Origin of the sequence: Hoeflea sp. YIM 152468 (assembly GCF_029210485.1) — a bacterium.
Lineage (GTDB): Bacteria > Pseudomonadota > Alphaproteobacteria > Rhizobiales > Rhizobiaceae > Hoeflea.
Genome location: NZ_JARGET010000021.1, coordinates 35451 through 61966, shown reverse-complemented (window position 1 = coordinate 61966; position 26516 = coordinate 35451). Strand labels below are relative to the sequence as shown.

Genomic DNA, 26516 nt, shown 5'->3' with positions numbered 1-26516 from the left:
GCAGCAATGGCTTTTGAGAAATTTGACGTGGACTTTCGTCAACTGGCGGAGAGCGAGCTTGCCGCCTGGCGCAGCATACCCACGGCGGTGGCATCGGACTGCATGAACCGTACCCAGGTCATGCACGCGTCGATCAAACCGATTTCACCTGGCATGACACTGGCCGGTCAGGCACGGACCGTCACGACAATGGTCGGCGATTGCGCCAGCATCGTCGACCTGATCTCGATCGCCCGTCCGGGCGAGGTGCTGGTCGTCGACGCGGGTGGGTATGAGGATGTTGCCGTCTGGGGCGGGATGATGACCGAAGAGGCGCATTATCGAAAACTCGACGGTGCATTGGTGTGGGGTGCTGTGCGAGACGTTCAGGACATTCGCGCGCTAGGCTTCAACATGTTCTGCAACGCCGTCGTGCCGCGCGGCCCGCACCAGGGTTTCGGTGGTGTTGTCGATGGCGCGATTTCGGCGGCTGGCGTCACCGTACGGTCGGGGGACATTATCCTCGGTGATGAGGACGGTGTCACCGTGGTGCCTCTGGAACGTGCAAAAGACGTGCTCGCGCGTGCTCAGGCGCATATGATCAAGGAACACCGGTGGATCGAGAAGATCCGCAGCGGAAAGTCGATCCACGAGGTCTATAGCGGCTGAATTTCTGCTGACGGGGCCGGTTCAGCCCGGCAGGCGTGCCGGACTTCAGCCAATCGCCCGTGATCACCGGCTCGCGTGCGAGTGTCGCGCTTGAATGTTGTCAGCCGCTCTCGCCTCCGCTCCCTGAGCGCCCGCCGTGCGCGCGGTTATGTCCAGGCCCGCATCAACGATGGAGTATCGTCCGGCTCTCCCGGTGCCTTGATGGTGAAAGGTGGCTGCGGCGGACTTTCGGCGCCGCGCTTGTCCGCCACCCTTTCACCGGCGAAACCGGGAACACCGTTACTCATCTCCGGAAGTCTGCAGCCTGAACGTGGGCAGAGGATATCGCTTTGCGTCCGCAGGCGGCAGCAACTCGACATCGAGACCGCTGGCCACGCTGCTCGCTTCCTCGCAAATGATGCGGCCCAGCAGCGAAGCGCCTTCCTCAAGCTCGATCTCGGCCAGGATGATCGGCACATCATCGTTGAAAGCTGGGTGGTTGGGTCGCAGCACCAGCGCATAGGAGACGATCCTGCCCTTGCCGCTAGCGGGCACCGAGACCAGGTCGGCGGAGCCGGTATAAGGGCATATCGGCCGAGGATAGAAAAATGGCCGGCCGTCCGGGGCAGCCTTCTGCAGAAGGAGTTTTCCTTCCTCCCGCCATGCCGTGAGAAAGGCGCGGTTGTCTGCGTCCTCGGAGGGCATTGGGTAATTGAGCGCCTGGGTCATCGGGTTGTCTCCAGTATGATGGTGCTGGCGGAAAGGCCGTGGCCATATCCAACCATGCCGTAGCCCGCGACCAAGCCGCGTTTCGCATTGGCCACTTGCCGGCCGCCGCCCTCGCCGCGCAACTGGCGCACGGCCTCGGTGACGCTGAGCATGCCCCCGGCGATTCCGGCCTGGCCACACGACAATTGTCCGCCGCCGGTATTGAGCGGCACTGAACCAGCCCAGTCGAATGTATTGTCGGCAAGGTATTGGCTGACTTCGCCCTTGCGGCAGAACCCGAGATCTTCGAACTGGATCGCCGCCATGATCGGGTAATCGTCATAGAGCTGGACGAAATCCATATCGCTGGGGCCATAGCCGGCATCGTCGTAGAGACGATCGGCGAAGGTCTCCCAACCGCCTCTCAGCGGCGCGATCTCCATCGTCGGATGGTTGTGGCGTTCGTATCCGGTGACAACCCGCACGCCTTTCCCGGGCTCGGCCCGGTCGAGACTCGTGACCACCACCGCCTCAGCTCCGGCGCAGGGTAGCACGCAGTCATAGAGCCGGATCGGATCCGCGATCATGCGGGAGTTGACATAGTCGTCGATGCTCATGGGGCCGCGCAGCAATGCCCGGTCATTCTGCCGGGCGCTGTTGCGCTGGCCCACCGAGATGCGTCCAAGATCTTCGATCCTCGTTCCGTACGTCTCCATGTGCTTGCGCTGGATGATGGCAAACAGGCCGTTGGCCCCGCCAAATCCCTGGGGCGTGCCGTAGTTGCGCAAGCCGCGGCTAAAATTGTCCATCAGTTTATAGTGCCCGCCGACATCATAATTGTCGCCCGCGATGCAGAGCACCGTGGTGGCTTGTCCGCTTTCAATGGCGTGGACCGCATTGATAATGCTGGCAACCGGACCGGCGCTGCCGGCGGTTCCCAGATACGCCCAGGACAGCGACATGCCGAACTGCTCGGCGGCCGTCACGGTGTTGTCCGGCGGCAGTTCGAACGAGCAGATCGCAAGCCCGTCGACATCGGAGAACGACAGGCCTGCTGAATCCAGCGCCGCCCGGCCGGCTTCGGTCAGAAACGAGAACAAGGTCCGGTCTGTCTTCTTTTCGTAGGCGGTGGCACCGTAGCCGATGATGCCGATCTGGCTATCTTTGTTCATGGTATCCTCAAATGACTTTCAAATCGCGCAAGATATCGAGCTGGGAGCTGGTCATGCCGAGCCATCCGCCGAAGACCTCGTCATTGGCGGCGCCCTGCTCCTGACCGGACCAGCGGATGCGGCCCGGAGTGTCGGAGAGCTTCGGAGACGGCGCCGGCATTCTGATCGGGCCGAGTTGCTGGTCGACGATTGTTGCGATCGCGTTGCGTGCGGCAACATGCGGGTCGGCAAAAACGTCTGCGATGCTGTTGACCTTGCCGGCCACCACGCGGTGGACGCGTAGCGTCTCAAGCACTTCGTCGGTCGGCTGGGTCAGCATCCACGCGGCCACCTCGGCATCAATCGCTTCCCGGTTTTCGACGCGCAGCGCCATTGTGCCAAACCGCGGATCCGTGATCAGCTCGGGCCGCTTCATGGCCGTGACCAAGCCTTCATAGATGCTCTGCGACCCACAACTTATGGCAATCGACCCACCATCGGCGGTGGCATAGATATTGCGCGGAACATCTTCCTCCATCTGGTTGCCCAAAAGCGGCTTGGAGCGGCCGGTCTGGTCATAGCGGACGACGACGGATTCAATGATGCGGAGGAGCGGCTCGTACAGCGCGACGTCGATAACCTGGCCGTTGCCGGTCTTTTCGCGCTGATGCAGTGCGGCAAGCGCGCCGAACGCGCCGAACACGCCAGCAAGGTAATCCCCGAGCGGAAACGCCGAAACGGTGGGTCCCTTATCCGGATGGCCGGTGAAGGAGGATAGGCCTGAAAAGGCTTCCGCGATCGTTGCATAGCCGCCTTCCTGGCTCTTGGGTCCATCCTGTCCCCAGCCGCTTACGCGCACCCAGATGACGCGCGGAAACATCTCGCGCAACTCCGTGGGCGACAGACCCCAGCGCTCGAGAGTTCCGGGACGGAAGTTCTCGATGACGATGTCGCTTTCGCCGATCAGCCGCAGCGCAATCTCGCGCGCTTCGCGCCGCGATATGTCCAGCGTGACCGCATGCTTGTTTCGCGCCATGGTCTTCCACCACAAGGCCACGTCGTTCTTGTGCGGCGGCCATTCCCGCAGCGCATCCGGCTTGCCCGGCTTTTCGACCTTGATGACGCGCGCGCCGAAATCGCCGAGCATCGACCCGACGAACGGGCCAGCGAGCATCGAGCCAAGCTCCAGCACCTTGATATCGCCCAGCGCGGATTGCGCATCGGCGGCTTCAATCTTACTCTGCATGGTGAGAACCTTTGTTTGCATTACTTCTGGGAGACGGCCACGCGGTCGATACCGACAAGCAGGTCAAGAACGATCACCGCGATCACCGCGACATAGATCGTGGCGGCGGAGACGGCGGCCAGCATCGGATCGACCGCGTATTGAACGTAGTTGAAGAGCTTCACCGGAATGGGCATCAAGGCCGCGGTGGCATTGAAGATCGACAGTTCCACATTGATCCAGGAGATGATGAAGGCGAACAGCGCGCCTGCCACCAGGCCCGGCTTGATGATGGGAAGAGTGACGAGAAAGAACGTCGACACCGCATTGCCGCCGAGATCGTAGCTTGCTTCCTCGAGCGATTGGTCGAACCGTTCGAGCGACGCCAGCACCGTGCGCAACACATAAGGACCAACGATCACTGTGTGGCCGACAACCAGCGCGAAGAAACTCCGCGCGAAGCCATAGGCACTGGCAAACTGCAACAGGGCCGCACCGATCACGATCGTCGGCAAGATCAGGGGCGCAATGAAGATCGTGTTCAGAGCGCGCCGGCCCCTAAGCTCGCTACGCGAGATCACAAGGGCAACGAGGACACCGATCACCACGGCGAAGAACGTGGCAATGCCCGCAATCGAAACACTGGTCCAGATCGAACTCAGATAGGACGGGTCGGCAAGAAACTGCTGGTACCAGCGCAAGGTAAAGCCGACCGGCGGAAATTTGAGGAACTCGGTTTCCGTAAACGACGTCGCCACGATGATCACCAATGGCAGCGTGAGAAACACCAGGCCCGCCCATGCCAGCAGCACGACCATAAACCGCGCCAATCGATCGACAATGTTCATGATTGCCTCGCAATCCGGCGTGCACCGCCGCGTTCGATGAAGAGGAGATAAAGTGCGATCAGGATCAGCGTGATGACCAACAGCCCCACCGCGAGCGCGGCGCCGAAGTTAAAGTCGAACAGAGCCGTGTAATTGTCGAAGATCGGCATTGCCATGACGACCACCCGCCCGCCACTCATGATGGCCGGAACGACATAGGCGCTGACGGCAAGGGTGAAGACAATCAACGAACCCGCAATCACGCCCGGCAGACTGAGCGGCAGCGTGATGTGGAAGAAGGTGGACAGCCGCGGGCTGCCCAGATCGAGCGAAGCCTCGACAAGCGAGCGGTCGATCGTCTGCAGGACGCTCGAAATCGTCAGCACCATGAAGGGCACCAGAATATAGGCAAGGCCGATGACGATTGCCGTTTCAGTGAAGAGAATGGGCATCGGCCGGTCGATGATACCGAGCGCCACAAGCGTTTGGTTGACGAGCCCCTGCCGGCCGAGCAGAATCAGCCAGCCGAAGGAGCGAACGATGTTGCTGGTGAAGAGCGGCATGATCACGAGCACGTAGCACAGCCTGCGTATGCCGCGGCTTTTCACCATGTTCACGATGTAATAGGCGATCGGATATCCGATCAGAAACGAAACCACCGTGGCAATCAGCGAGAGCTTGAACGTTGTAAAGAAAATGCCCGGATAATAGCTGTCGGCAAAGATCTTCTTGTAGTTGGCCAGCGTCCAGGCGCCATCGGCATCGTGGAAGCTCGCCACCACCGTGACCAGAAATGGAATTAGGAAAAAGATGACCATGAAGGCGAGTGGCAACGCAATCAGGATGAGGGCCCAGAGGTTACGTATTCTCATCGCGCCAGCACCTGCCCATTGTCGCGATGCCAGCTCACATGAACGGTCTGGCCGCGGTTGAATTCGGCAGCCCGGCTGGACGAAGGAATCTGGGACACCAGTGTGAGCCCGCCGGTTTCGACATAGATGCGCAGCGCATTGCCGATGAAGACCTTGTCGGTGACCACGGCCTTCAGGACGGTCCGGTCAGCGGACACCTCCGGCGCATTTGCGGAAACCAGTATCGCCTCGGGCCGAACGAGATAGGTAACCTTGGATCCGGCGTCCGCAGCGTGAGGGACGGACAGCGTCACGCCGCTGTCCGTCGCGCGAAGTGTCCTGTCGGCAGCGACCTCGCAGGCGACAAGATTGGCATCACCAATGAAATCGGCGACATAGCGCGTGGCCGGCGTGTGATAAATGTCCTCACCGCCACCAATCTGCACGATGCGTCCGGCATCCATGACGGCGATGCGGTCCGCCATCACCAGGGCTTCCTCCTGGTCATGGGTGACGAAAATGAAGGTGATGCCGAGTGATTTCTGCAGCGTCTTGAGTTCGATCTGCATCTGCTTGCGCAGTTTCAGGTCAAGCGCCCCCAGAGGCTCGTCGAGCAGCAGCACCTTTGGCCTGTTGGCGATGGCGCGCGCCAGCGCGACACGCTGTTGCTGGCCCCCCGACAATTGCGTCGGATAGCGTGCCTTGAACTCGAGCATGCCGACGGTCGACAGGCTGTCGGCGGCAAGTGTTGCGGCGGATTTGCGGCTTTCGCCATTGCGGCGCGGGCCATAGGCCACATTCTCCGCCACCGTCATGTGCGGGAACAGGGCATAGTTCTGGAAGACCGTATTGACCGGCCTGCGGTTGGGCGGAAGGTCTCGCATCGATCGGCCATCGATGGAGATCTCGCCATCGGAGGTGTCGATGAAGCCGGCAATCAATCGAAGAAGCGTCGTCTTGCCACAGCCGCTTGGTCCAAGCAGTGCCAGAAACTCCCCTTCCGCAACCTCGAGCGATACATCATTGAGGGCAAGATAATTGCCGTAGCGCTTGGTGAGGTTTCTGACGTCGATAAATTTGGCCATGGGTCTACCCTGATCACATTGCTGGGACGGCGATGTTCATGAGCGGCACGTGATGCTGGCAGCCATACATGTCGCCCTCGCCCGCCGCGCCCTGCGCCCTCGGGCGGACGATGGTGACCTTGAGGGCCATCGCCTGGTCGATCTTGAAGAACGACGAGATCTGCGAGACATCCAGGCCATAGGCGGCGGCAACGGTTTCCGGCGTAATGGCGCCGCCGTCACGCACCGCCTCGTAGCGCGCCTTGTCGGTGAACATGATGTCGAAGGTGATGCGATAAGGCCCCGCGTTCTTGCTGCGGACGATATCGGCGAGTTGGTACAGGGGGAGACTGGTCATGTCACAGGTCCTCGAAATGAACGGGAAAAACTTCGGTCGGCGACGTCACCTTCATCAGGTGATAGGCGCTGAATTCGTAATGCGGCCCGAGATCGAGATCGGAGGGTGAATAGGGAAATGCGAGATTTCCGGACGGGTTGATCACGTCAGGATAGTGATAATGCAGCAGCCCGCCACTTATCTGATGGCAGGCGGCATGAGCCAGCTCCTGGCTGTCCGCAACCACGTCGATGACCAGGCCCAGTTCGTGGCCCGTTTCCGCAGCCGTCTCCAGGTCCTTCATGACGCCGTTGCGGCCATAGAGATGGAAGGTGATGATCACCTCTTCGGGGGCGAAATAGGCTATGGCCTTGGCCCGGACTTCCTCAAGAAGGCCGTCGATCGCCTTAATCAGGGTCGGGCAGCGGATGCCGGCGATACAGACTGAACGGTAGCCGGCCAGTCGGGCGCCCTCCAGCTTGACATAATACTCGTCGGTCTCGCTGATCCGCGCGCCGGCGACCTTGACCTGCCGCTGGCCGGATTGCTGGTAAGAACAGCTCGACAGATCCATGATATGGCCCGGCCCGCCCTGGGAGAACGGGTTTTCGCGTTCGTAGAGCGAATGGGCGGCGACCGATTTCACCGACGCCCGGCGCTGGCTGCTTCCGGGCTCGAGAATGAAGTGATCTGCATGAACAGTGCCCAGCATCACATCCATCGCAAAGGGTTCGGCCGAGAACGCGCCGCATTCAAGAATCTTGCCCATGTGAATGGCCAGCGCCGGCTCGGCGCCCTTCCAGATCGGGAAGGCCGCGATGACGGAATCATCGCATGCCCGTCCGGCTATGATGACATCGGCGCCCGCTTCGAGCGCCGCGCAGATTGGCTCATGCCCCATCTGCGCAACCAGGCTGCAGGTCTGGTCGAGGATCTCGGTGGTCAGCGGCGCGCCAACCTCGAAATCCTGCACTTCGCCGGCGTCAACGGCCGCCTTGGCTCGCTCAATCGGTATATCGGCATAGATCCACGCAAGCTTGAGATGAATCCCGAGCTCCGCAACGATGCTGCGCACCAGCGCCACGGTGCGGTCGACCTGGGGCCCGGTGCCGGCTCCGCCGGCGCTGCCGACAATGACCGGAATGCCTGCCTGGTGGGCCGCCGAGATCAGATCCTTGAGCTCGCGCCGGATGCTGTAGTCGGAAACCAGCGGCTTGTTGGAGCCGAGATAGGATGGGCCGGGGTCGGTCGAGCCGGCGTCGACCGCAATCACCGCGGGACCGAGGCTCATGCCGCGGGAAAGGGCTTCAGCGCCGAAGCCGTAGCCCAAGGTTCCGGTGGGCGTCAACACAGTGATTGACTTCGATTTCTCCATATCAAACGACCTTCATTGATGAACAACTGGAAAAATACTTTCCTATACACAGGAAGTACCTTCGGATTGCCCACCACCAGACAAATCGTGTGACATTAAGTCAAATTTCTTATGCCAAGTCAGCCATAACTTTTTGGAATGCTCTAACGCATCATGATCCGTTTGCCGGTGCGATCGCCGCCTCCAGCTCGGCAAGCTTCGCAGTCAGGCCAAGCCTTACGTGCTGTATGAGACCTTGGGCGACCAGGGAAATATCGCGGAAGCTCGGCGTTATGACCCAGATGTCTTGCCGGATACCCGGCCTGAAGGGCTTGACCACCAACTCGTCGCGGCGGAAGCCGACGGTGCTGATCGGATCGACAATGGCTGCCCCGAGCCCGGAGGAGACAAAGGAGCAGATCGTCTCAGAAAGCTGAGATGTGAGGACCACGTTGCGGGAGACCCCATGCTCGGCGAAGGTCCTGTCGATATCGACCTGCACGCCATCCTCCTCGGCAAGCGATATGAACCGCTCACCCTCCAGATCGCCGACCTCGATGAATGGCTTGTCAGCGAGACGATGTCCCGGCGGCAGCACGCAAACCCCCTGCATGGAGCACAAGAGGTCGAAACGAACGCCCGGACGATCGGTTTTGGCCATTCCGAACCCGACGTCCACCCCTTGCGTCGCCACACGGTCCACGAGCAGCCACGAGTTTCGGCTCGCCAGAGTGACCGTGATCTGCCGGCCTTCAAGAAATTCGGCCAGGATTGGCGGCAATACACGGGTACCAAGAGAGGGGAAGGTGACGACGTCGATTTCGCCGTAATCGAACTGCCGGATGGCGCGCGCGCGTGCCGAAATCGATTCGAGACCGAGAAACACACGCTCCACTTCCGCATAGAGCATTTCGCCCTCGGCCGTCGGCACCACCCCGTTCTTCTGGCGGTGGAACAGCTGGAAGCCGCATTTGTGCTCCAGCAGCATGATCAGCTTGCTGACGGCCGGCTGAGTGAGATTGAGGCGTTCCGCAGCGCGCGTGAAACTTCCCAGCTCCATGATCATCTTGAAAGCTTCGAGTTGTCTGACGTTCATAACTTTCCGTTATCTCAGAGGGCGCAATCGCAATTTGATGTTCGAAAATCAACGGTACCTAATAGCTTGATCATTTGGAAGACCAATAACAGAGGAACAACCAACATGAATAAGTATAGAACTTCTCTCCTTACACTTGCAGCTCTCGCCACCAGCAGCCTGACGCTTCCGGCTGCTGCCCAGGACCCGATCACGGTCGCGACCTATGGCGGAGAATGGGGAGCCGCTCTCCAGGCCTGCATCATAGATCCCTTCACCGAAGCAACCGGCATTGCCGTCACACCGGAACCGGGCGTGTCGGCCGTCACGCTGAGCAAGCTGCTTCAGCAGCAGGACGCACCTGTGCTGGACGTGGTCTGGATGGACGGCGGCGTTTCCGAGCAGGCGGTGGAGAAAGGCGTCATCGCAACCATCAACCCCGAGACGGTTCCCGGCGTTGCCGGAATGCTGGACGAGGGCATCTACAAGACCGACGACGGCAACATCTTTGCTGTGAGCACCGGCTATTATTCGCTTGGGCTGGCCTACAATACCGACGAGGTCGAAACCCCGCCGACATCCTGGAAAGACCTCTGGAAAGAGGAGTACTCGGGCACGGTGACATTCCCGAGCCCCGGCAACGCCATGGGCGTTCCCTTCCTGGCCGAACTGGCCAAGATGGAGGGCACCAGCCTCGACAAGATCGCTCCGGTCCTCGAAGACGTCAAGAACCTGAGGGTCGCGGCGTATTTTGATACCGCGGGCGCCGGCACCAACCTGTTCCAGAGCGGCGAAGCCATCGTTGGAGCCCATTACGCAAGTTCCGCTTACGCCATGCGCGACCAGAACCTGCCGATTGCGTTTGTGGTTCCTGAGGAAGGCGCCATTGGCGGCGATATCCGTCTCCACCTTGTGGCCAATACGCCGCGCATGGACTCGGCGGAGAAATTCGTCGATTTCGCAATCGGCAAGGATCCGGCCAAATGCATGGCCGAGCGTATCTATGTCGGTCCGGCCACGAAGGATGTGGAGTTGAGCGACGATGCCAGGCAGCGCATGCCATGGGGGGCTGACGGCAGCGTCAAGAGCCTTTCGCTGCCGGACTGGAACGGCATCAACATCAATCGCGCCGCCATCATCGAGGCGTTCAACCGTACCGTCGTCGCACAGTAGATCTGCGCCGCCGCCAGCATCACAAAGGGCGGCTGCCGGTGCAGCCGCCTTTTCGTCCAAGCCACGCCAGGCGTTCCTTGCACACCAGAGAGGATGCGCGGCACGTCATCGGCTGATCGGCGAGACCTGCGACAGGATCCATGCCTCGAAGGCTTTGGCGGCCCCGGAGTCAGACTTGCCCTCGGGTGTGACCAGATAATAGTTGTTCTCCGTCGTCATCGACCGGTCGAGCACAATCTGGAGCCGTCCCGAGCTCAGTTCTTCCTCGATCAGATATTTCGGCAGGAGCGCGAAGCCGAGCCCGATAATGGCGGCTTCGATGATCATGTTGAACTGGTCGAACCGGTGACCGTGATAGCCGATCGCACCCGTCCCGCCGTTCTGCTCGAACCAGTCCACCCATTGCCGCGGCCGCGTCGCCAGATGCAGAAGCGGCGTGCCGGTGAAATCGTCGATCGCCGCCACCGGATGAGAGGCAATCAAGGCCGGGCTGGCAACAGGCAGAATGACCTCGCTGCACAGATAGGTGCAGCTTGCCCGCGCCCAGACCGGCTGGCCGTAATGGATGGCAAGATCAAAATCCTGCTCGACGAGGTCGAAGCGTTCCGAATGCGAGGCGATATTGACGACGATATCAGGATGGTGCGCGGTAAAATCGGCAAGCCGGGGCAACAACCAGCGGCTGGTGAAGGTTGGCAGGGCGGCGATCGAAAGCACGATCCGCCCATCTGCCGATGCCATGGCCTGCTGGACCAGCGCTTCCGACTGCGCGAGCAACCGCATCACCGAAGGAAGCAGCGACCGCCCCGTCTCCGACAGCACGACATGGCGGCGCACCCGTTCAAACAGGGTTACCCCCAACTGCACCTCGAGCGCCCGTATCTGGCGGCTGACAGCGCTTTGGGTGAGATGGAGCTCCGCCGCGGCCTGGGTGAAGCTGCCATGGCGGGCGGCGCATTCGAAGGCCTGCAAAACGACCAGGTCGGGGATGAGAGTTCGGCTGACATTCATTCCGATACCGCATCAACTGAGGCGAATTCATCGCATTAATTTTGAACCTGGATCACTTATTATGAGCAAACCGAATGACAATCCAGACCTGATTGCAGGGAACCCATGACCGAAAGCCGATTTGTTTCCCCCGACACGCTGCGCGCCCGATTTTCAGCCGCCATGTCCGCCATGTACCGGACAGAGGTGCCTGCCTACGGCAGCTTGATTAAGCTCGTCGAAACCGTCAACGCGCAAACGCTTGCGGCCGATCCGGGTCTTGCCGGGCGGCTCGAAGCGACAGATAGCCTCAACCGCATCTCCGAGGAACGCCACGGCGCCATCCGTCTGGGCACGCCAGGGGAGCTCTGCATGATGCGCCGGGTGTTCGCCGTCATGGGCATGTATCCGGTGGGCTACTACGATCTGTCGGAGGGAGGCGTCCCGGTCCATTCCACCGCCTTCCGGCCGGTCGGCGAGGCGCATTTGAACCGAAACCCGTTTCGGGTGTTCACCTCGCTTCTGCGCCACGATCTGATTGCCGACAACGACCTCCGCGCCGAGGTCGCTGACATTCTCTCAAAGCGGGACATCTTTACACCGGCCGCACGCGCGCTGGTCGAAAAGGCCGAACGCGACGGCGGCCTCTTAGGGACCGACAGCGTCAGCTTCGTCACCGAAGTGCTTGAGACCTTCCGCTGGCACGACAAGGCGGTGGTCGATGCCGCCATGTACGCACGGCTTCACGCCGCCCATCGGCTGATCGCCGACATCGTTTCCTTTCGCGGACCGCATATAAACCATCTGACCCCGCGCACGCTCGACATCGACACGGTACAGGAGCGGATGTTTGAGGAAGGCATCACCCCCAAGGCCGTCGTCGAAGGGCCGCCCTCCCGCCTGTGCCCCATCCTCTTGCGTCAGACCTCGTTCAAGGCGCTCGATGAACAGGTTGCCTTCATCGGCAAGGACGGGGGCTGGGAAAGCGGTTCGCACACCGCCCGTTTTGGCGAAATCGAACAGCGCGGCGTGGCGCTGACGCCGCAGGGGCGCACCCTCTATGATGCGCTGCTCGCCCGCGCCCGCGCCATATCACGGCCGGCGCCGGACGGGTCAAATGCCGCCGCCTACCGCGACGCGCTCGCCCGCGCATTCACGGAATTTCCCGATGACTGGGATGCCATCCGCCGCGCGGGCCTTGGCTACTTCACCTATTCGATGACCGGGAAAGGGCTTCGCGCTGAAGCCGCAGGCATGGATCTCGAAACTGCTATCGAGCACGGTTTGATCCGCTTCGATCCGATCATCTATGAAGATTTTCTTCCCGTCAGCGCCGCTGGCATCTTCCTGTCCAATCTTGGCGAGCACGATACCGAGGAACTGGAGGCGGGACCAAACCAGCAGCTGTTCGAAGCCGATCTGGGCGCCCCTGTCCTGGACGAGTTTGCGCATTACGCCGCCATGGAGAAAGCGTCGATCCAGAATTGCATGCAGGCGCTCCAAACCGCCGAAGCAGCGGAGTGACGATGACAAACATCGCCGCACCCCACATCGATGCGCTGCGGACGCTTCTTGGTGAAAGCGGACTTCTCGTCGAGAAACATGATCTGGAAGCCTACGAGACCGGCGCGCGCTTCGACCGCGGGGTGGCTGCATTTGTCATGCGACCGAAATCCACCGAGGAAGTCTCGGCAGCAGTCGCCTATTGCGTCACCCACCGAATAGACTTCATCCCCCAATCCGGAAACACCGGCCTTGTCTCCGGCTCCACGCCGGATGAGACGGGAACCCAGGCCATTCTCAGCCTCGACCGTCTCACCACGTTGGGCGGCATCGATGTGGTCAACCGCTCCGTCAACGCCGGCGCCGGCGTGCGCCTGTCCGCGCTCAACGCCCGAGCTGAAACCGATGGGCTGTTCTTTCCCATCGATCTCGGCGCCGACCCGATGCTGGGCGGCATGATCGCGACCAACACCGGCGGCTCGCGCTTCCTGCGCTACGGCGATGTCCGCGCCAACACATTGGGCCTCAAGGTGGTGCTCGCGGATGAAGCGGGCACCGTTCTGGATTTCACCAGCGGCCTGCGCAAGAACAACACCGGAGTCGACTGGAAGCACCTGTTCATCGGCACCACCGGCGTCTTTGGCATTGTCACCGAATGTGTTCTCAATCTCGAGCCCCTGCCCGGCCAACAAGCCACGGCATTGCTGGTTCCTGCGTCCGACCAAGCCGTCCCGGGGCTGCTGGTTCAAATGGAGCAGGCCTGCGGCAGCGCGCTCTCGGCCTTCGAAGGCATGTCCGGCAATTCCATCCGCGCCGCCCTTGCGCACGTTCCGGCCTTGCGAAACCCGTTTGAAGGCGGGATCGTGCCGGATTTCGTCATTCTGATGGAACTGACGCGCACCAGCCAGGCGTGCGAGAGAGACCAACCCCTCGATGCCCTGCTCGAGAGTGTTCTGGCCGAGATCTGGGACAGCACAAACAAGCCGCTGGCCAATGCGCTGATGGGTCCGCCCGCCGAAATGTGGGCTCTGCGCCACGCTCTGTCGGAGGGCGTCAGGCACAGCGGCCGGTTGTTCGCCTTCGATCTTTCGTTCCGGCGCGGCGACACCCTGGCTTTTCTTGCACAGATGAAGGCGCAGCTGGCCGACACCTATCCGGACTTGACGGTCTGCGATTTCGGTCATCTCGGCGATGGCGGCGTTCACTTCAATCTCGTTGCCCAGCCCGACGATCCGGACTTGGCAGATCCGGGATTCGAAGCCGCCCTGCGGGATCTGGTCTTCTCGGTGGCCGTCGATGACTTTGGCGGAAGCTTCAGCGCCGAACACGGCATCGGCCACAAGAACCAGGCCTGGTACGACCACTACACGCCGCAGGCAGTTCGCACCCTTGCCGCCAGTTTGAAACGGGCGATTTCACCCGGCAAGCGCGGCGCGATGCATTTCTAAAACCTTGAAGTCAGTCTATTGGAGAGCAATGATGACCAGCACTTTCGACATCAAACGGGAAACAGCAGATATCCTCGACAAGCTTGGCGTGGCGAAGGACAAGTGGAGCAATGGCGACATGGCTTCGTTCTCACCGATCACCGGCGAGGAAGTCGCCCGCCTCACCTCTTTCTCCGCCGCCGACTGCGAAGCCGCGATCGAGAACGCGCATACCGCGTTCAAGGCCTGGCGGCAGGTGCCGGCTCCGCGCCGCGGTGAGCTTGTTCGTTTGCTCGGCGAAGAACTGCGCGCCGCCAAGGATGATCTTGGCCGCCTGGTTTCCATCGAGGCCGGCAAGATACCTTCCGAAGGCGCCGGCGAAGTTCAGGAAATGATCGACATCTGCGACTTTGCGGTCGGCCTTTCGCGCCAGCTCTACGGCCTGACCATCGCCACAGAAAGGCCCGGCCACCGGATGATGGAAACCTGGCATCCGCTGGGCGTCGTCGGCGTCATCAGCGCCTTCAACTTCCCCGTTGCGGTCTGGTCCTGGAACGCGGCGCTCGCCCTGGTCTGCGGCAATGCGGTCGTCTGGAAGCCGTCCGAGAAGACCCCGCTGACGGCGCTGGCCTGCCAGGCGATCTTTGACCGCGCCATCAAGCGCTTCGGCGATGCGCCGGTCGACCTGCTACAGGTTCTCATCGGCGACCGCACCGTGGGTGAAGCCATGGTTGACAATCCCAAGGTCGCCCTGGTCTCTGCCACCGGTTCGACCCGGATGGGCCGCGAGGTCGGCCCGCGGCTTGCCAGGCGGTTCGCGCGCGCCATCCTTGAACTGGGCGGCAACAATGGCGGTATCGTCGGCCCGACCGCCGATGTGGACATGGCTTTGCGCGCCATCGCTTTTGGCGCCATGGGCACGGCCGGACAGCGCTGCACGACGCTGCGTCGCCTGTTTGTCCACGAAAGCCTCTACGACGCGCTGGTTCCGCGACTGCGTGCCGCCTATGAAAGCGTCACGGTGGGCAACCCGCTCGAAAGCTCCGCGCTGGTCGGCCCGCTGATCGACAGCCAGGCGTTCGACGCCATGCAACAGGCTCTTGCCGCGGCCAAAGCAGAAGGGGGCGTCGTCACCGGCGGCGAGCGCGTCACGCAAGCGGGAAGCGACAAGGCCTATTACGCCCGGCCCGCCCTGGTCGAGATGCCGAAGCAATCCGGTCCCGTGCTCGAGGAAACTTTCGCCCCGATTCTCTATGTCATGAAATATTCCGATTTCGACGCGGCAATTGAGGCCCACAACGCGGTCGGCGCCGGGTTGTCGTCGTCGATCTTCACCCTCGACATCCAGGAGGCCGAACGCTTCCTTTCGGCCGAAGGTTCGGATTGCGGCATCACCAACGTCAATATCGGCACATCCGGCGCGGAGATCGGTGGCGCCTTCGGTGGCGAGAAGGAAACCGGCGGCGGCCGCGAATCGGGTTCCGACGCCTGGAAAAACTACATGCGCCGGGCCACCAACACGATCAATTACTCCAAGCAATTGCCGCTCGCCCAGGGCGTGTCATTTGATATCGCGTAGCCCAGCCATGACACCTTCGAGTGATATGGACCAGCAGCGTTTCAATGCGGCATCCCGCATTGCCAGGATCGGGGTGTCCAAAATCGTGCAGATCGGCAGTCGCGCCGCCGCGATGAAGCGTGACGGCGCGCCGGTCATCGTGTTGGGGGCGGGCGAACCCGACTTCGACACACCCGACAATATCAAGATCGCCGCAAAAGCGGCGATCGACCGCGGCGAGACGAAATACACGCCGCTTGACGGGACGGCGGCGCTCAAGCAGGCTATTGCGGACAAGTTCGGCAACCAGAACGGCGTCACCTATGCAATCGACGAGATTACCGTGGCGACGGGTGCGAAGCAGATTCTGTTCAACGCCTTCATGGCGAGCCTCAACCCCGGCGACGAGGTCATCATTCCGACTCCCTACTGGACCTCCTATTCAGACATCGTCGAGATCTGCGGCGGAATTCCCGTGCTTGTCGAGTGCGATGGCAGCGACGGTTTTCTGCTCAAACCGCAGCAACTGGAGGCGGCGATCACAGCGAAAACCCGGTGGCTTCTGCTCAACTCACCGTCGAACCCGACAGGGGCGGCCTACCGCGCGGAGGACTATCGTCCGCTTCTCGACGTGCTGCTGGCTCATCCGCACGTCTGGTTGATGGTTGACGACATGTATGAACACATCGTCTATGATGGCTTCCGTTTTGTCACCCCCGCGGCGATGGAGCCCCGGCTCAAGCCCCGCATTCTGACGGTCAACGGCGTGTCGAAGGCCTATGCCATGACCGGCTGGCGCATTGGCTATGCCGGTGGTCCCAAGTCGCTGATCAAGGCGATGGCCGTAATCCAGAGCCAGGCGACCTCCTGTCCATCCTCGATCAGCCAGGCAGCGGCCCTCGAAGCCCTGTCCGGGCCACAGGATGGATTGGAAGTCCGGCGGAAAAGCTTCGAGGAGCGGCGCGATCTCGTGGTCGCGGCGCTTAACCGGATCGAAGGCATCTCCTGCCGGACACCGGAAGGCGCCTTTTATACCTTTGCCGATTGCAAGGGACTGATCGGCAAGACGACGCCCGACGGAACGCTGCTTCTCAAGGACAGCGATTTCACCGACCACTTGCTGGAAACAGCCCATGTCGCGGTGGTGCCCGGCTCTGCCTTCGGCCTGTCACCCTATTTCCGGATTTCCTATGCGACAGCGCGCAGTGAACTGGAAGAGGCGCTGCGTCGCATTGCAGAGTGTTGCAGCAAGCTGACCTGAGCCGATGCGGATGGACCCACTGACGATGAATTGGACAGATCCCGAAACCCCGAACGCCGAAAGGCCCCGCAGATGAGTGCCGCTCCCTTTTCAGTTCTCTGGCGTACCAGTTCCTGCGAGCAGATCGATACACCGCCGCTTTCGCGGAACATGGATGTGGATCTTGTCATCATCGGCGGGGGCTTTACCGGCACCTCGGCTGCTCTCGAGGCGGCACGAAACGGGGCTTCCGTGTGCCTTCTGGAAGCCGAGACGATCGGCTACGGAGGCTCCGGGCGCAATGTCGGTCTCGTCAATGCCGGTCTCTGGCTGCCGCCCGACGCCATCATCGAGCATCTGGGCGAGACCGCCGCTCACCGGCTGATCGATGTTCTGGGCAACGGCCCCGGCGATGTCTTCGCGCTGATCGAGCGTGAGGGGATCGACTGCGAGGCCACAAGGTGCGGCACGCTGCATCTGGCCCATTCGGCAAGCGGTTTTGCCGACCTCGAAGACAGATGCCGGCAGGGCAAGCGTCACGAAGCACCGCTCAGCCTTCTCGAAGCTGAGGAAACCGCGCGCCGGACCGGGACCAACGCATTTTTCGGCGCCCTGTTCGATCCGCGCGCAGGTACCATTCAGCCGCTCGCCTACTGCCGCGGCCTGGCCCGCGCCGCGCAGGCGCAGGGCGCAACGATCAGCGAGCATTCGACCGTGACCGCATTGCGGCATGAGACGGATCGATGGCTTGCGGCGTGCAACGGCCACACGGTCCGCGCCCGGAACCTGCTGGTCGCCACCAATGCCTACCATCTCGGCATCACCGCACCTTTCACGCCCGGCTTCACCACCATGAACTATTGTCAGTTCGCCACCGCACCGCTTGCACCGGCGGACCGCGCCAATATTCTTTCTCGCGGCGAAGGCTGCTGGGATACGGCCATGGTGATGTCGTCGATCCGGATTGACCGGGCCGGCCGGCTGATCATCGGCGGGGTCGGCAGCTTGGAACAACGCGGCAGCTCATTCCACCGCGCCTGGGCCAGGCGCAAACTCCGCAAGCTCTATCCGCACCTCCCGGACCTCCGATTCGAGCATGGCTGGAGCGGTCGGATCGCGATGACCAGCGACCACATCCCCAAGATCGTTCATTTCGGACCGGGTGCATATGCCGTGTTTGGTTACTCGGGGCGCGGCATCGCTCCCGGCACCGTGTTCGGGCGTGCAATTGCTCGAGCTCTGCTGCAGGATCAGCGCGCAGACTTGCCGCTGCCCGCAATCGAGACCTATTCCGAACGTCACAGCCTGGCAAAGGCGCGCTACTACGAAATGGGAGCCAAGCTGGTGCACGGCCTCTCCGCCCGCTTCTGACAAAGCCGGTAACCCATCCCGATCTCAAGATGCCCGATAGCCCTGTGATTGGGTGGCTGGCTCATGAGAAACGGTAACCTACCGGATATCTGCGGCGGCCTGGCGGATGGCCAGATCGGTCCATTCGAGATCCTGATCGATCGCAAGCGAGGGGTAAAGCTTGCCGGCTGATTTGAGCAGGCCCGCTGCGCGCAAGCTCTTGTTGAAAGCCGCATTCCTGGCAGCATCCGCCTTGAACACATCCCGATAGTTGCTGACCGGGTCAAGTTTGCAGGCGATGATGAGGCCATCGCCATCGCCAATTCCACCGATTACGGCCTTGTCGGCGGCGTGTTCACCCGTGATCTCGATCGGCATCTATTGCGGCGTCCCGCAAGCGCTTGAGTGTTTCCGCGTCGCGCGAAAGGTACTTGAGGAAAACAGCAGGCTCTAGGAGGCGGCAGAATGACGCCGCAACACCTTCAGATCCATCCAATTACCGCAGCTTTGACTTCCAAGAAGGGGCTGGCGTTTGCTTGAGCTGCAGGGCGGCAGGACCATGAGCTTTGCACCGATGCGCTCGACAGCATCGCGCACTTTCAAGATCCGCATTCGAAGATCATCGAGCTGTGCCTGTGCCATCATCAATCTCGTCTTCACCGAAAAAAGATGGATCAGCTACGGCTTCCTACGCCCCATCAGGTTTGCGTCATCGATCACAGGATTTGCGCCTAGCGCACAAGAAATCCGCCGTCTATCGGCACCGCAAGCCCGCTGAGCATTGCGGCTTCATCGCTGAGAAGGAAGGCAATGACACTTGCGACATCGCCGGTTTCAGCAAACCGTCCGATCGGCATTCTTGCGAGCACCGGTCCGGATTTCGCCGGGTCGCTCCAGGCGCGGGCGGCCAATTCGGTCATGGTGACGATCGGATTGACGCAGTTCACCCGGATGCCATGGCGGCCGAGTTCATTGGCCATCACCCGGCTCATCCCATCCATGGCGCCTTTCGACGCGCAATAGGAGGCGTGATCGTCGAAGCCAACGAGCGACGAGATGCTTGACACATTGACGATGGCCCCGCCGCCGCCTGCCGCGATGCGCTCACGCGCAAACTCCTGTGCGACGATCATCGCAGACCGGGTGTTGACCGCGTGAACCAGATCGAAGGCCTCGACCGTGACATCTACAAAGGATTGCAAGACGTTGATGCCGGCGCAATTCACCAGATAATCTGCGGGCATCGCCTGTAGTGCTGCGGCACGGGCCGCGTCGGCATCGGCAAGATCGACCACAATCGAAGTGCTGCCGATTTCATCAGCCAGACTGTCCAGATCGGATGCTGTGCGCGACAGAGCTATGATCTGCGCCCCTTGTCCGGCGAGAAGTTTCGCGGTGTCACGCCCGATGCCTTTGCCGGCACCGGTGATCAGCACTGTCTTGTCCTTGAATTTCATCTCGTCACTCCCTTGCGGCATCATGGTCACAGGACGATCTGCATCTTGACCTGTCCCGGCGGGCTTTGGCTGGCCAGTTCGAAGGCCGCGACACTGTCTTCGAACTCGAAGGTGCGGGTGATCAGCGGCGCAAGATCGATGGCACCCGAGGCCAGCATCGCCACACAGCGGGGGAAAACATGGGCGTAACGGAACACGTGCTCAACCCGGGCTTCCTTGATCTGGGCCGCGGCCACGTCATAGGCGATGGGGGCCAGAGGCATGCCGACATAAACCACGACGCCGCCGGGGCAGAGCGCTGAAAACACTCCTGCAGCCGCGTGGTCATTGCCCGAACACTCATAGATCACATCCGCACCCCAACCGTCAGTCGCGGCCAACACCGCATCATCAAGCGAGGCTTTGGTGACATTGACCGTGGACACGGCTCCAAGACCGGCTGCAATCGTCAGTTTGGTGTCATCCACGTCACTGACAATCACATGGGCACAGCCCGCCGCCAGTGCAGCCAGAACCGTGACAAGACCGATCGGCCCCGCGCCGATCACCACCGCCACATGGCCGGGATGGGCGCGCGCCTTGGTGGCGGCATGAACACCAACCGCCAGAGGTTCGACCATGGCAGCCGCGGCAAAGGACACGTTGTCGGGCAGCTTGAAGGTGAAATCCGCCGGATGCACCACGCTTGAGCGCAACACACCATGCACCGGCGGCGTCGCCCAGAACCGCACGTCGGGGTCGAGATTGTAAATTCCCTGCCGGGTCGCCCGCCCCGTGGGGTTCGGGATGCCCGGTTCCATGCAAACCCGGTCGCCGACGGTCAAACCGGTGACATCCTTGCCGACCTCGGTCACCACGCCGGATGCCTCATGCCCAAGGATCATGGGCTCGCGCACCACAAACGGGCCGATCGCACCGTGGGTATAGTAGTGAACGTCCGATCCGCAGATCCCGACCGTGTGGATCGCCACACGCACATCATTCGGCCCAAGGGTTTCGTTGACCACCAACTCCCTCAGAGAGAGCCTGCCTTTTTCTTCGAGAACGAGAGCCCGACCTTCTGCCTGTCCGCGTTTGTGCCCATCAGGCGCCGCCGTCTTCGACATCTTCATTCCTTCCATGCCTTGGACATGAAGGATATGGCAGGGATTGAGCTTCAGGCTACGTCAAACAAGGAATAGTCGCAAACTTTCTTGCACGCTGCCGGTCCGGGCGGCTTGGGATCAGGTCTTCTTCTTATCGCGATCCGCCCTGGCGATCGACCGGGCACTTTTCCGGTAGCTTGAAGGCGTTTCCCGATAGATCGTGTTGAACTGCCGGTTGAAATTGGCCGTGTTGTTGAAGCCTGCATCATAGCAGATCTCGGTCATCGAAATGTCGGTGTTGACCAGCAGATTGCAGGCGTGATGCACTCTCAACTTGTTGATGAATTTAGAAAATGTGTGGCCCGTCTGCTTCTTGAAAAAGCGTGAGAACGTGCTGGGCTCCATGTGCACGAGGCGGGCGACTTCATCAAGTCTGACCCCTTGCGTATAGTTCTCATAAATATGCGTGATCGCCACCTGCAACTTTTTCGATCTGACCGTATGCACGTTCAGGGCCGGGGCAGAGTGCGACAGAATCCTGCGCTCCGATGGCGAGCGGGACAGCACATCCATCAACTCCAGAAACAACATCATGCGCTTTACGCCGGACACATCGCCGATCTCTTGCAGCAACCGGGCGCCTTCTGCCTGGGCCGTCCCGCTGAATTCCACCCCGTAGACCGAGTCATCCAGCAGGACCTTCACGGCATGGAGTTCAGCAAAGCAATCGCACATCCGCTCCGCGAACTCGGATGAAAACTGAATCAGCATGTCGCGGTCCGGACTGCGATAATCCGGGGCGACATCGCTGACCCAGTTGTGCGGCAGGTTGGGGCCGGTCAGGATCAGGCAGCCGGGGCTGAACGGGCCGACATAGTCGCCGATCATCATCCGCCCGCAGGTGTCCTGGGTCAGGTGCAATTCGTATTCGGGATGGTAATGCCATTTTGCCAGATGGTGCGGATAGCCATGCACGTTCCAGCGGAAGGATTCCGTCGGCGGATGGACGATGACCTCAAAGTCCGGACTGAGCGTTGCCATTAGAGCCTCCCTGCTATCGCAACGGAGTTCCGACAATCCGCCCGACGTAACGCGTTGGCGGGAATTAGGCCCATTCCAGCCGGAATTGCAAGAAAGTTTGCAAGATAGAGGATTTTCACGGCGCAGCCCGGCTTTTTGGTTCCTACATTACTCATAATGTTGCTTGCCCGGTCTTGGACCCGAGATGGGCGCAACACAAACCCGGGCCGCGCGACGCGTGTTCAAACAGTGGTGCCAGGCAGGAAAGTATCGACCGATCTTTCAGGATCGAAGTGGGAGGACACATTTTGGAACAGAACTTGACGCGCGAAGCGTCTGACGCGGCCTTGCTCAGCGCGCGCGGACTGAACAAGTATTACGGGGGTCTGCGGGCCCTCAGGGATGTCGATCTGGATATCGTGCGCGGTGAGATCATTGCGCTTGTGGGGGACAATGGCGCTGGCAAGTCGACCCTGATCAAGACGCTGTCAGGGGCGATCGTCCCCGATGGCGGCGACATCGTATTTGATGGCTCTTCGGTAAGCTTTCACAAGCCGACCGATGCCCAGGATGTCGGGATCGAGACGGTGCACCAAAGCCTCGGTCTGGTCGATGAGCTGGACGTGCCGCAGAACGTGTTTCTCGGGCGCGAACTGACCCGCAAGGTGTTGGGGGCGATCACGGTTCTCGACAAGGCCACGATGCGCCAACGCACCCATGACCTGCTGCAGAACTTCTCGATCGGGCTGCCAACGTTGAATGAACCGGTGCGCCGTCTGTCCGGCGGGCAACGCCAGACCATCGCCATCAGCCGCCTGCTTCTGGCTGAACCCCAGCTTCTCATCATGGATGAACCCATGGCCGCCCTTGGCGTGGATGAAGGAAGCAAGGTTCTGGCCCTGGTTGAAAGGTTGCGGGAGCAAGGCATCACCACCCTGATCATCAGCCACAATCTGGAGCATGTGTTTTCGATCGCTGACCGGATTGCCGTCATGAAGAATGGCGCAATGATCGGTGTGGTGAAAACCTCGGATGTGACCCGCGAAGACATCGTCTCGATGATCACCATCGGTCAGGCGTGAGGAGGAGCAAATTATGATTTCTACCGTCAAAACCGGCGCGCCGGACAAATCCATCGGCCAGTCGGACAAGAAGTTCCGCTTTGACAGTCTCGGCCTGACCCTGGCATTTCTGGCCTTGATCGTGATGTTCAGCCTGATCAATCCACGATTTGCCAGCTACGGGAATCTTCTGAACGTGCTGACCCAGACCTCGACCTATGTGATCGTGGCCATGGGCATGACCCTTGTGATCACCAAGGGCGGCATCGACCTGTCGGTCGGATCGCTCATGGCGCTGGTCACCTGTGTCGCGTTTGGATTGATCGAAAGCGGTGTGCACTACGTACCGGCCCTGATCATCATGTTCCTTCTTGCCATGACGCTTGGGGCGCTAAACGGGGCGATCATCACGTTTCTCGCGGTTCCAGCGCTGATCGCAACCCTTGGAACCATGGTGGCCTTCCGTGGCGTTGCGCTGCTGCATTCTGCCGGAAAGCTTTATTTCGGCCTGCCGCCCGAAGTGGTGTGGCTTGGGCAGGGAGCGATACTGGGGGTTCCCGTTCCAATCTATATCGCCGCGATTTTCATTCTCGTAACCCACTGGCTGTTCAACCTGTCACGCTTTGGCGTCCATGTCCGCGCCGTAGGGGGCAACCGCGAGGCGGCGCGCCTTGCGGGCATTCCGGTCACCCGGATCGAAGTGGCGGTCTATACCTATATGGGTATCGCTGTGGCCCTTGGCGGACTGATCTGGATGGCCCGAATAGACGGCACCCAGGCGACACTTGGCACCGCGATGGAGATTCACATCATCGCCGCAACGATCATCGGCGGCACCAGTCTGTTCGGCGGGCGCGGCTCGCTCTACGGGACGCTCATCGGGGCCTTGCTTCTGACCATGCTGAACAATGCGCTGGTTATCGCAGGGGTCGAATTCTTCTGGCAACTGGTGGTTGTCGGCGTGATCGTCATCGCTGCCGTCACCATCAACAACATCCGCGAGAACCGAATCGACTGGATCAACCAGTTGCGCGGCAGGCGGGCCGCAAACCGGAGCAAACCCGGCTAACCCGCGACAAGACCAAACCGACGACAAGACCAACTGAAACGGGAGGAGACCCAAAATGAAGATTTCGAGACGCCATATCCTTGGCACGACCCTCGCCGCCGCGCTGGCGCTGACATCAACCGGAATGGTCCGGGCCCAGGACGCCCCGATCCAGATCGCCTATATGTCGCCGTCCTTCGATATTTCCGACGCATGGGAGCGGATTTACTGGTCCATGCGCGGCCGGCTGGATGAACTCGGCGTGAAGTATGAGGTCACCCAGCTTGCGGTGCAGGATGCCACCGATCATGCCGGGCAGTTGGCTCAGGTGGAATCCGTCATTCAGAAGGGCGCTGATTACGTGATGCTTGGCGCGACCGAATATGAATCGGCCGTAACCGGGCTTCGCAAACTGAAAGAGGCGGGGATTCCGGTCGTCGTCTACAACTTCCTGGAACCGCACGAAGACGAAAGCGCCCGGGCCATGCAATATATCGCCTTCGACCATTTCGAAGGCGGGCGTCTTGCTGGTGAATGGTCTGCCGAACGTCTGGGCGGCAAAGGCAAGGTGGCGGTCCTTCAGGGCGTGCCGGGCATCGTCAGCGACAAGCGGATGAACGGGTTCCTCAGCGTGATGGAGAAGAACCCCGACATCGAGGTGGTGATCGGCGTGCATACTGATTTTGACCGGGTCAAGGCCTTCGAGGCGACCAGCAACCTTGTCGCCGCCCATCCCGACCTCGACCTGATCTATGGGGTGTCTACCGGCGTCGGTCTGGGCATCGGCCAGGCGCTCAAATCACAAGGCCTGTCTGACAAGATCTACTCCCTTGGATTTGGCGGCACCGGGGACGAGATCACGGCCATGAACGAAGGCTGGCTCAGCGCCTCACCCCTTCGCTCGATTGACGATAGCGGCGCGGCGGTGGCCGATGCTTTCGTCGCCCATATGAACGGTGAGACAGTAGAGCCGGTCTGGTCCGGTCCCTTTGTCATGGTGGATTTCGAGTCCGATGCAGACGAGATCATCGCCCACGCCAACCGCTACTCGAAACCTCTGATGGGACGCTGATCCATTTCCGAGGAAACAGCCGCGCGGCCGACAAAGGTCTGAATTGTCCAGCGTGGTTTTATGTCACGAAAGGTGGAGAGGGGCCCATCCCCTCTCCACCATCATCGTCGAGGTTTCGCAGCAGCAGGCCCTGTTCAACCCGGATCAAGTCCTGCAGCCCTGAAGTCGGTTGCACATTCCCCAAGCGCCGAACGGCGGTGACTGTCGTTGTTTTTCAATGGCCGTGCCGCAAGCCGGCTCGACAGCCCTCATCCCGCATTGCGCGTCGACGCAGACGTGCCATCCTCGTTGAAAGACCTGTCTCGTCCATGAAGACAAATCTTTTCGGACCGAGATCGAAAACTGGCGGTCAAACCAGCCCAGTCGACGCTTGAGGACATCCGGACGGGATTGCTCCATTGCGTGTGCGGACATTTTTCAACCTCCACCCGCCTCCGCGCGGCCATGCACCAAGCGCGCTGCGGTGGATGCTGACTTGCCGCTCAGCCGTCAGATATGTGACCATTTCAGCGAGTGCCACGGTCTCGCGGCCATCGCTCATGCGTTCCTTATGGTCTTCACGCCGCACCGGGGGCAGGCGCGATCATGCTGGCGGTATCGTCGTCCTTGGGACGATCGGCCGACAATTGCTCGCCCGTGAACACGTAATAGACCGTCTCGGCGATATTGGTGGCGTGGTCGCCGATGCGTTCGATGTTCTTGGCGCAAAACAGAAGATGCGTGCAGGCTGTGATGTTGCGCGGATCTTCCATCATGAAGGAGAGCAGCTCGCGGAACAGCGAGGTGTAGATCGCGTCGATCTCCTCGTCGCGCTCGCGGATCGAATTGGCCAGATCCGGGGAGCGCGTTGCGAAGGCATCGAGGACTTCGTTGAGCTGGGTCAACGCCAGTTCGGCCAGATGCTCGAGATCGCGCACCAGTTTGCGCGGCGGCGCCAGGGTGTGCACGGCGATCACCCGCTTGGCGATGTTCTTGCCCAAATCGCCGACCCGTTCGAGATCGGAGGCAATGCGGATCGATCCGATGATCTCGCGCAGATCAGACGCCATCGGCTGGCGTTTGGCGATCACCACAACGGCCTTGTCGTAGATTTCGCGCTCGCCATGGTCGAGCAGCAGATCTTCCGAAATCACCCGCTGGGCGGAGCCGGTGTCGGCATTGACCAGTGCTGCGACGGCGTCGGCGACTATGCGCTCGGCGATGCCGCCCATTTCGGACAGGCGGCGGGCGAGAAAGCGCAGGTCGTCATCATAGGAGGAGACAGTATGGGCATCGGACATGATTCAATCCTTCAATCCTCTAGCAGCGCTGCC

The 26516-nt window shown here is 61.0% G+C and carries 25 protein-coding genes and 1 pseudogene; 10 read left to right on the top strand and 16 right to left on the bottom strand.

Annotated elements, in window-relative coordinates:
- The first annotated feature begins 6 nt into the window (after nucleotides 1–6).
- A complete protein-coding gene (locus PZ897_RS10865) occupies nucleotides 7–648 on the top strand; it encodes an RraA family protein (protein WP_275752306.1) in 642 nt (213 codons plus the stop codon).
- A 279-nt stretch (nucleotides 649–927) separates the two neighbouring features.
- Here the strand turns inward: PZ897_RS10865 and PZ897_RS10860 are convergent, their stop codons facing one another.
- The 9 genes from PZ897_RS10860 to PZ897_RS10820 all read right to left on the bottom strand — a co-directional run bounded on the left by PZ897_RS10860 (nucleotide 928) and on the right by PZ897_RS10820 (nucleotide 9240).
- The gene (locus tag PZ897_RS10860; RefSeq protein ID WP_275752305.1) at nucleotides 928–1356 is read right to left on the bottom strand and encodes an OB-fold domain-containing protein; all 429 of its coding nucleotides are present in this window, start codon (nucleotides 1354–1356) and stop codon (nucleotides 928–930) included.
- On the bottom strand, nucleotides 1353–2507 hold the full coding sequence (locus tag PZ897_RS10855) for a thiolase family protein (RefSeq protein WP_275752304.1): 1155 nt from the start codon (nucleotides 2505–2507) through the stop codon (nucleotides 1353–1355). The genes PZ897_RS10860 and PZ897_RS10855 overlap by 4 nt, the downstream gene beginning before the upstream one ends.
- Before the next feature lie 7 nt (nucleotides 2508–2514).
- Entirely contained in the window at nucleotides 2515–3732 is a 1218-nt protein-coding gene (locus PZ897_RS10850; protein ID WP_275752303.1) for a CoA transferase, read from the bottom strand.
- Nucleotides 3733–3752: 20 nt separating this feature from the next.
- Entirely contained in the window at nucleotides 3753–4559 is an 807-nt protein-coding gene (locus PZ897_RS10845) for an ABC transporter permease (RefSeq protein WP_275752302.1), read from the bottom strand.
- Nucleotides 4556–5410 carry an ABC transporter permease gene (locus PZ897_RS10840; protein ID WP_275752301.1) on the bottom strand — a complete coding sequence of 285 codons (855 nt, stop codon included), beginning with the start codon at nucleotides 5408–5410 and terminating at the stop codon, nucleotides 4556–4558. The genes PZ897_RS10845 and PZ897_RS10840 overlap by 4 nt, the downstream gene beginning before the upstream one ends.
- Nucleotides 5407–6474 carry an ABC transporter ATP-binding protein gene (locus tag PZ897_RS10835; RefSeq protein ID WP_275752300.1) on the bottom strand — a complete coding sequence of 356 codons (1068 nt, stop codon included), beginning with the start codon at nucleotides 6472–6474 and terminating at the stop codon, nucleotides 5407–5409. The genes PZ897_RS10840 and PZ897_RS10835 overlap by 4 nt, the downstream gene beginning before the upstream one ends.
- Before the next feature lie 13 nt (nucleotides 6475–6487).
- The gene (locus PZ897_RS10830; RefSeq protein WP_275752299.1) at nucleotides 6488–6811 is read right to left on the bottom strand and encodes a DUF4387 domain-containing protein; all 324 of its coding nucleotides are present in this window, start codon (nucleotides 6809–6811) and stop codon (nucleotides 6488–6490) included.
- 1 nt (nucleotide 6812) lies between these two features.
- Nucleotides 6813–8165, bottom strand: a complete 1353-nt coding sequence (locus PZ897_RS10825) for an acyclic terpene utilization AtuA family protein (RefSeq protein ID WP_275752298.1) — start codon at nucleotides 8163–8165, stop codon at nucleotides 6813–6815.
- A 151-nt stretch (nucleotides 8166–8316) separates the two neighbouring features.
- Nucleotides 8317–9240, bottom strand: coding sequence for a LysR substrate-binding domain-containing protein (locus PZ897_RS10820; protein ID WP_275752296.1), 924 nt, complete (start codon nucleotides 9238–9240; stop codon nucleotides 8317–8319).
- A 105-nt stretch (nucleotides 9241–9345) separates the two neighbouring features.
- Between PZ897_RS10820 and PZ897_RS10815 the strand changes: the two genes are divergently transcribed.
- Nucleotides 9346–10392 (top strand): ABC transporter substrate-binding protein, encoded by a 1047-nt coding sequence (locus PZ897_RS10815; protein WP_275752295.1) that lies wholly within the window; start codon nucleotides 9346–9348, stop codon nucleotides 10390–10392.
- 105 nt (nucleotides 10393–10497) lie between these two features.
- Here the strand turns inward: PZ897_RS10815 and PZ897_RS10810 are convergent, their stop codons facing one another.
- Entirely contained in the window at nucleotides 10498–11403 is a 906-nt protein-coding gene (locus PZ897_RS10810; protein ID WP_275752294.1) for a LysR family transcriptional regulator, read from the bottom strand.
- A 105-nt stretch (nucleotides 11404–11508) separates the two neighbouring features.
- On the opposite strand from PZ897_RS10810, the gene PZ897_RS10805 reads away from it, so the two are divergent.
- The 5 genes from PZ897_RS10805 to PZ897_RS10785 all read left to right on the top strand — a co-directional run bounded on the left by PZ897_RS10805 (nucleotide 11509) and on the right by PZ897_RS10785 (nucleotide 18481).
- Nucleotides 11509–12906: a VOC family protein gene (locus tag PZ897_RS10805; RefSeq protein WP_275752293.1), complete on the top strand. Its 1398-nt coding sequence runs from the start codon at nucleotides 11509–11511 to the stop codon at nucleotides 12904–12906.
- 2 nt (nucleotides 12907–12908) lie between these two features.
- Nucleotides 12909–14333 carry an FAD-binding oxidoreductase gene (locus PZ897_RS10800; RefSeq protein WP_275752291.1) on the top strand — a complete coding sequence of 475 codons (1425 nt, stop codon included), beginning with the start codon at nucleotides 12909–12911 and terminating at the stop codon, nucleotides 14331–14333.
- A gap of 28 nt (nucleotides 14334–14361) precedes the next feature.
- Nucleotides 14362–15891, top strand: a complete 1530-nt coding sequence (locus tag PZ897_RS10795) for an aldehyde dehydrogenase family protein (RefSeq protein WP_275752290.1) — start codon at nucleotides 14362–14364, stop codon at nucleotides 15889–15891.
- A 7-nt stretch (nucleotides 15892–15898) separates the two neighbouring features.
- On the top strand, nucleotides 15899–17131 hold the full coding sequence (locus PZ897_RS10790; RefSeq protein WP_275752289.1) for a pyridoxal phosphate-dependent aminotransferase: 1233 nt from the start codon (nucleotides 15899–15901) through the stop codon (nucleotides 17129–17131).
- Between the two features lie 72 nt (nucleotides 17132–17203).
- A complete protein-coding gene (locus tag PZ897_RS10785; RefSeq protein WP_275752288.1) occupies nucleotides 17204–18481 on the top strand; it encodes an FAD-binding oxidoreductase in 1278 nt (425 codons plus the stop codon).
- A gap of 78 nt (nucleotides 18482–18559) precedes the next feature.
- Here the strand turns inward: PZ897_RS10785 and PZ897_RS10780 are convergent, their stop codons facing one another.
- The 4 genes from PZ897_RS10780 to PZ897_RS10765 form a co-directional block, all read right to left on the bottom strand.
- A complete protein-coding gene (locus PZ897_RS10780) occupies nucleotides 18560–18838 on the bottom strand; it encodes a hypothetical protein (protein WP_275752287.1) in 279 nt (92 codons plus the stop codon).
- A 353-nt stretch (nucleotides 18839–19191) separates the two neighbouring features.
- Nucleotides 19192–19917 (bottom strand): SDR family oxidoreductase, encoded by a 726-nt coding sequence (locus tag PZ897_RS10775; RefSeq protein ID WP_275752286.1) that lies wholly within the window; start codon nucleotides 19915–19917, stop codon nucleotides 19192–19194.
- Nucleotides 19918–19943: 26 nt separating this feature from the next.
- On the bottom strand, nucleotides 19944–21023 hold the full coding sequence (locus tag PZ897_RS10770; protein WP_275752285.1) for an NAD(P)-dependent alcohol dehydrogenase: 1080 nt from the start codon (nucleotides 21021–21023) through the stop codon (nucleotides 19944–19946).
- A gap of 117 nt (nucleotides 21024–21140) precedes the next feature.
- On the bottom strand, nucleotides 21141–22043 hold the full coding sequence (locus PZ897_RS10765) for an AraC family transcriptional regulator (protein ID WP_275752284.1): 903 nt from the start codon (nucleotides 22041–22043) through the stop codon (nucleotides 21141–21143).
- Nucleotides 22044–22342: 299 nt separating this feature from the next.
- Here PZ897_RS10765 and PZ897_RS10760 point away from each other — a divergent pair, with 299 nt between their 5' ends.
- Genes PZ897_RS10760 through PZ897_RS10750 form a run of 3 tightly spaced genes read left to right on the top strand, consistent with a single transcriptional unit; the run spans nucleotide 22343 to nucleotide 25203 of the window.
- On the top strand, nucleotides 22343–23104 hold the full coding sequence (locus PZ897_RS10760) for an ATP-binding cassette domain-containing protein (RefSeq protein WP_275752283.1): 762 nt from the start codon (nucleotides 22343–22345) through the stop codon (nucleotides 23102–23104).
- A 13-nt stretch (nucleotides 23105–23117) separates the two neighbouring features.
- On the top strand, nucleotides 23118–24152 hold the full coding sequence (locus PZ897_RS10755; protein ID WP_275752282.1) for an ABC transporter permease: 1035 nt from the start codon (nucleotides 23118–23120) through the stop codon (nucleotides 24150–24152).
- Nucleotides 24153–24207: 55 nt separating this feature from the next.
- Nucleotides 24208–25203, top strand: a complete 996-nt coding sequence (locus tag PZ897_RS10750; RefSeq protein WP_275752281.1) for a substrate-binding domain-containing protein — start codon at nucleotides 24208–24210, stop codon at nucleotides 25201–25203.
- Between the two features lie 217 nt (nucleotides 25204–25420).
- Here PZ897_RS10750 and PZ897_RS10745 read toward each other — a convergent pair.
- Together PZ897_RS10745 and phoU are read right to left on the bottom strand one after the other, a co-directional pair.
- A pseudogene (locus PZ897_RS10745) lies at nucleotides 25421–25744 on the bottom strand (IS630 family transposase); the annotation flags it as partial.
- Between the two features lie 16 nt (nucleotides 25745–25760).
- Complete coding sequence (phoU, locus tag PZ897_RS10740; protein ID WP_275752280.1) at nucleotides 25761–26483, bottom strand: phosphate signaling complex protein PhoU; 723 nt, start codon at nucleotides 26481–26483, stop codon at nucleotides 25761–25763.
- Between the last annotated feature and the right edge of the window lie 33 nt (nucleotides 26484–26516).

Bases quoted from the DNA above. Each gene is read 5' to 3' on its own strand.
- PZ897_RS10770 (WP_275752285.1), bottom strand. From the start codon at position 21,023: ATGTCGAAGACGGCGGCGCCTGATGGGCACAAACGCGGACAGGCAGAA.
- PZ897_RS10825 (WP_275752298.1), bottom strand. From the start codon at position 8,165: ATGGAGAAATCGAAGTCAATCACTGTGTTGACGCCCACCGGAACCTTG.
- PZ897_RS10800 (WP_275752291.1), top strand. From the start codon at position 12,909: ATGACAAACATCGCCGCACCCCACATCGATGCGCTGCGGACGCTTCTT.
- PZ897_RS10810 (WP_275752294.1), bottom strand. From the start codon at position 11,403: ATGAATGTCAGCCGAACTCTCATCCCCGACCTGGTCGTTTTGCAGGCC.
- PZ897_RS10795 (WP_275752290.1), top strand. From the start codon at position 14,362: ATGATGACCAGCACTTTCGACATCAAACGGGAAACAGCAGATATCCTC.
- PZ897_RS10855 (WP_275752304.1), bottom strand. From the start codon at position 2,507: ATGAACAAAGATAGCCAGATCGGCATCATCGGCTACGGTGCCACCGCC.
- PZ897_RS10850 (WP_275752303.1), bottom strand. From the start codon at position 3,732: ATGCAGAGTAAGATTGAAGCCGCCGATGCGCAATCCGCGCTGGGCGAT.
- PZ897_RS10755 (WP_275752282.1), top strand. From the start codon at position 23,118: ATGATTTCTACCGTCAAAACCGGCGCGCCGGACAAATCCATCGGCCAG.
- PZ897_RS10790 (WP_275752289.1), top strand. From the start codon at position 15,899: ATGACACCTTCGAGTGATATGGACCAGCAGCGTTTCAATGCGGCATCC.
- PZ897_RS10845 (WP_275752302.1), bottom strand. From the start codon at position 4,559: ATGAACATTGTCGATCGATTGGCGCGGTTTATGGTCGTGCTGCTGGCA.
- PZ897_RS10775 (WP_275752286.1), bottom strand. From the start codon at position 19,917: ATGAAATTCAAGGACAAGACAGTGCTGATCACCGGTGCCGGCAAAGGC.
- PZ897_RS10750 (WP_275752281.1), top strand. From the start codon at position 24,208: ATGAAGATTTCGAGACGCCATATCCTTGGCACGACCCTCGCCGCCGCG.
- PZ897_RS10815 (WP_275752295.1), top strand. From the start codon at position 9,346: ATGAATAAGTATAGAACTTCTCTCCTTACACTTGCAGCTCTCGCCACC.
- PZ897_RS10830 (WP_275752299.1), bottom strand. From the start codon at position 6,811: ATGACCAGTCTCCCCCTGTACCAACTCGCCGATATCGTCCGCAGCAAG.
- PZ897_RS10785 (WP_275752288.1), top strand. From the start codon at position 17,204: ATGAGTGCCGCTCCCTTTTCAGTTCTCTGGCGTACCAGTTCCTGCGAG.
- PZ897_RS10860 (WP_275752305.1), bottom strand. From the start codon at position 1,356: ATGACCCAGGCGCTCAATTACCCAATGCCCTCCGAGGACGCAGACAAC.
- PZ897_RS10765 (WP_275752284.1), bottom strand. From the start codon at position 22,043: ATGGCAACGCTCAGTCCGGACTTTGAGGTCATCGTCCATCCGCCGACG.
- PZ897_RS10840 (WP_275752301.1), bottom strand. From the start codon at position 5,410: ATGAGAATACGTAACCTCTGGGCCCTCATCCTGATTGCGTTGCCACTC.
- phoU (WP_275752280.1), bottom strand. From the start codon at position 26,483: ATGTCCGATGCCCATACTGTCTCCTCCTATGATGACGACCTGCGCTTT.
- PZ897_RS10780 (WP_275752287.1), bottom strand. From the start codon at position 18,838: ATGCCGATCGAGATCACGGGTGAACACGCCGCCGACAAGGCCGTAATC.
- PZ897_RS10820 (WP_275752296.1), bottom strand. From the start codon at position 9,240: ATGAACGTCAGACAACTCGAAGCTTTCAAGATGATCATGGAGCTGGGA.
- PZ897_RS10805 (WP_275752293.1), top strand. From the start codon at position 11,509: ATGACCGAAAGCCGATTTGTTTCCCCCGACACGCTGCGCGCCCGATTT.
- PZ897_RS10865 (WP_275752306.1), top strand. From the start codon at position 7: ATGGCTTTTGAGAAATTTGACGTGGACTTTCGTCAACTGGCGGAGAGC.
- PZ897_RS10835 (WP_275752300.1), bottom strand. From the start codon at position 6,474: ATGGCCAAATTTATCGACGTCAGAAACCTCACCAAGCGCTACGGCAAT.